Here is a 3,503-nt window from a genome sequence, read left to right on the forward strand (position 1 = left end):
AGCATGAAATGATAATCAAACAGCAGACGACCCCTGCAAAAGATTTGGTGGAAAGTTAGGAGTGATAAAAAATGTGGGTATTATTAAAAGACTTCCTGCTGGTATCTATGGGAATGGGTATCGGCGTAGTCTTGATGTGTATTTTGAATGTCGGCAAAGAAGCTGACTATGAAATGAAATAATTAAAAGAAAGCGAGGACAATTAAATGAATTTCGGACAAAATTTGTATCAATGGTTTTTATCAAATGCACAGAGCTTGGTGCTTATGTCGATCGTGGTTATCGGTATCTACTTAGGTTTCAAGCGTGAGTTTTCCAAACTTATCGGCTTCTTGGTAGTTGCCTTAATTGCTGTCGGCTTGGTATTCAATGCTGGCGGTGTGAAAGATGTACTGTTAGAGCTGTTCAATAAGATTATCGGTGCATAAAATATTGAAATTATCTTTAATTGCAGAGCAAAAAATGATATGATAACATAAAATCTTTCATAAAAACAAAATACATTCTTTCGTGCTTTTTAAGATTTTTACTGTATCATTTTATTTAAAATTACTGTGAAAGGACGATTACTATGTTATCTACAATTTATGCTTTGCTATGTATTATAGTTCCTTGTTCCTTATACCAGCTTATTATTTGCAAGCGTCAAAACAAAAAACAAGAAAACAAAGCAATTCATTTTGTATGGGTATATATTTTTCTGTTATATATCTACTTGACGTTCTCTGTTGCAGGTATAGGTAGTATTTGGGATATTGGACATTATGATACGATTATAAGATTAGAGGAAATCAATTTATTACCGTTTCAGTCTGAGGGGATAATGACTTATGTTTTAAATATTATAATGTTTTTACCTCTGGGCTTTTTAATTCCTTTAATTTGGAAACGATACAGAAATCCTCTGAAAATTTTTATGATAGGCTTCGGTTTTTCATTATCCATTGAACTTTGCCAGTTATTCAATCGGAGAAATACAGATATTGATGATTTAATGATGAATACGCTAGGGGCAGTTATTGGATATTTTATTTGGAAATTGACAAAAAGGTTATTTAAAAATATTAACCATAAATCTATTTCTCTTTCTAAACTAGAACCTATTGTATATTTAACTCTTGCAGTTTTAGGAGAATTTCTATTATTCAACTGGAGAATTTTTCTCTAGTGCTAACAAAAATATTTACACAAAAGGCAGTTAGTCTTAGGATTGACTGCTTTTTTCGTACCTAAATTTCAGATTGGAGTGATGAAATGAACGATGTTTTTAAGGATATGCAGGTAAAAGTTGGTTGCGATTATCTTTCTGACCTGCCCTCTTACAAGCGTAAGGTGTGGCATGAAATGAAACGACTGAACCCTGCCAACTATGAAGAAAGACAGTTAGAAGATTTTTCAAAGTATGTGTTTGGTATGTCGTACCAGACCATAAAAGATGTGATGAAACAACAGAAAGGACGTGAGGAACAATGCAGGAAACAAGGGTACTGGTGGAAACGAGAGGAACAACTGGCGAAGAAACAATATCATACTGGTTCGACTTGCCGATAGATGTTGCCGAGTTTGAAGAAAAGTTAGGTGTCGGTGCAGAAAGTCAAGATTACCGTATTATCGAAAAGGTGTTGCCTTATGCTGATGAAGTCCACGAACATACAAGCGTGTACCAGCTCAACGAATTAGATTTTATGTACCGCCAGCTTTCAAGCGATATGCAGGAAGAATATGTATCACTACTTAAGGTGTTTGAGAATTTAGAAGCACTTTATATTTGCAGGAACGTGATTACGGTTTATCCCAACTGCAAAAGCATGATTGATGTTGCAAGGCAAAAGTTGATGAACGACCCGACATTTAAGCATTTATCCGAGGACTGTCAAGAATATTACTTTGACTTTGAAGCCTATGCTTCTCACTTGCAGGAACACGGGAAATTTTTAGTAACAGAACACGGTATCTTTGAACTGCCAGAGTAAGAAATGAGGTGGTGCTTATGATTGATGATATGGCGGTTTACATTGCTAATCTTGGCAAATACAATGAGGGCTATTTAGTCGGTGCTTGGTTCACGTTCCCCATTGACGAAGAAGATGTGAAAGAAAAAATCGGCTTGAATGAACAGTATGAGGAATACGCAATCCATGATACCGACAACTTCCCCATTGCGATTGGCGAGTATGTTTCCATTGAAGAACTTAATGAGATGTATGAAATGATAGAGGAACTTCCCGACTATATCGTAGAGTGTCTGGACGAATTTATCAGCCACTACGGGACGCTGGAAGAAGTCGTGGAACACAAGGACGATATTTATTATTATCCCGACTGTGAAACCATGACAGACGTTGCCTACTACTACATAGACGAATTGCAGGCACTTGGGGATATTCCACCCAGCTTGCAGAACTACATTGACTATGAAGCCTACGGGCGAGATTTGGATATGGGCGGTTGCTTTATTGAAACAAGCCGAGGTATGTGCGAGATACCATATTAACGCTGGAAGATCAGCGACAAGCATTGTTGCTACTGACAGCGTATTTCTCTTTTAAGGGACAGTCTGAAAATGGCTGTCCTTTTCTCTTTGAAGAATTTACGAAAGGAGCTGAAAGAACTTGAAAAAGATTAAATCTTATACGGGTATCTGGAACGTGGAAAAAGTCTTGTATGCAATCAATGACTTTAACTTGCCCTTTCCCGTTACTTTTACACAGATTACATGGTTTGTGATTACAGAATTTATCATCATTCTGTTTGGGGATATTCCCCCACTTTCCATGATTGAGGGAGCATTTCTCAAATACTTTGGTATTCCCGTTGCTCTCACTTGGTTTATGTCGCAGAAAACCTTTGACGGAAAGAAGCCGTACAGCTTTTTGAAATCACAGATAACCTATGCCCTGCGACCTAAAATCACTTATGCAGGAAAAGCCGTAAAACTGCATAAGCAGATACTCAATGAAACAATCACGGCAGTAAGGAGTGTGAACTATGTTCCCGATAAAATATATTGACAATAACCTTGTCTGGAATAAGGACAATGAGGTGTTTGCTTATTATGAGCTGATACCGTACAACTATTCTTTCTTATCCGCAGAGCAGAAATTTATCGTGCATGACAGCTTTCGACAGCTCATTGCACAGTCCCGTGAGGGTAAAATTCATGCGTTGCAGATTGCCACAGAAAGCTCAATACGAAGTATGCAGGAGCAGTCAAAGAAACTGGTAACGGGAAAATTAAAGGAAGTTGCCTACCAGAAGATAGACGAACAGACCGAAGCGTTAGTATCTATGATTGGGGATAATCAAGTGGACTACCGCTTTTTTCTTGGCTTTAAGCTCATGGTTACGGAAGAACAGCTCAATCTGAAGAACATCAAAAAATCGGCGTGGCTGACGTTCACGGAATTTCTCCATGAAGTGAACCATACGCTGATGAATGATTTTGTTTCCATGCCGAATGATGAAATCAACCGTTACATGAAAATGGAAAAGTTACTGGAAAA

General features: G+C 37.6%; 6 protein-coding genes and 2 pseudogenes. All 8 read left to right on the forward strand.

What is annotated here, in order from left to right:
* Positions 1-92: 92 nt before the first annotated feature.
* Positions 93-182 (forward strand): annotated as a pseudogene (locus LKD42_RS14745) (DUF3789 domain-containing protein); the annotation flags it as partial.
* A 24-nt stretch (positions 183-206) separates the two neighbouring features.
* The gene (locus LKD42_RS14750; RefSeq protein WP_003060793.1) at positions 207-428 is read left to right on the forward strand and encodes a hypothetical protein; all 222 of its coding nucleotides are present in this window, start codon (positions 207-209) and stop codon (positions 426-428) included.
* A gap of 143 nt (positions 429-571) precedes the next feature.
* Positions 572-1,168: a VanZ family protein gene (locus tag LKD42_RS14755; protein WP_006857107.1), complete on the forward strand. Its 597-nt coding sequence runs from the start codon at positions 572-574 to the stop codon at positions 1,166-1,168.
* Positions 1,169-1,254: 86 nt separating this feature from the next.
* Positions 1,255-1,551 carry a hypothetical protein gene (locus LKD42_RS14760; protein ID WP_054752736.1) on the forward strand — a complete coding sequence of 99 codons (297 nt, stop codon included), beginning with the start codon at positions 1,255-1,257 and terminating at the stop codon, positions 1,549-1,551.
* A complete protein-coding gene (locus LKD42_RS14765) occupies positions 1,470-1,973 on the forward strand; it encodes an antirestriction protein ArdA (protein WP_054752738.1) in 504 nt (167 codons plus the stop codon). Before LKD42_RS14760 ends, LKD42_RS14765 begins: the two co-directional genes overlap by 82 nt.
* 17 nt (positions 1,974-1,990) lie before the next feature.
* Positions 1,991-2,494 (forward strand): antirestriction protein ArdA, encoded by a 504-nt coding sequence (locus tag LKD42_RS14770; protein WP_002323345.1) that lies wholly within the window; start codon positions 1,991-1,993, stop codon positions 2,492-2,494.
* Positions 2,495-2,612: 118 nt separating this feature from the next.
* Positions 2,613-3,011 carry a conjugal transfer protein gene (locus tag LKD42_RS14775; RefSeq protein ID WP_003061368.1) on the forward strand — a complete coding sequence of 133 codons (399 nt, stop codon included), beginning with the start codon at positions 2,613-2,615 and terminating at the stop codon, positions 3,009-3,011.
* Positions 2,989-3,503, forward strand: a pseudogene (locus tag LKD42_RS14780) (conjugal transfer protein); the annotation flags it as partial. The gene LKD42_RS14775 and the pseudogene LKD42_RS14780, both read left to right, overlap by 23 nt.

This window comes from Hominisplanchenecus faecis, from assembly GCF_020687205.1.
Lineage (GTDB): Bacteria > Bacillota > Clostridia > Lachnospirales > Lachnospiraceae > Hominisplanchenecus > Hominisplanchenecus faecis.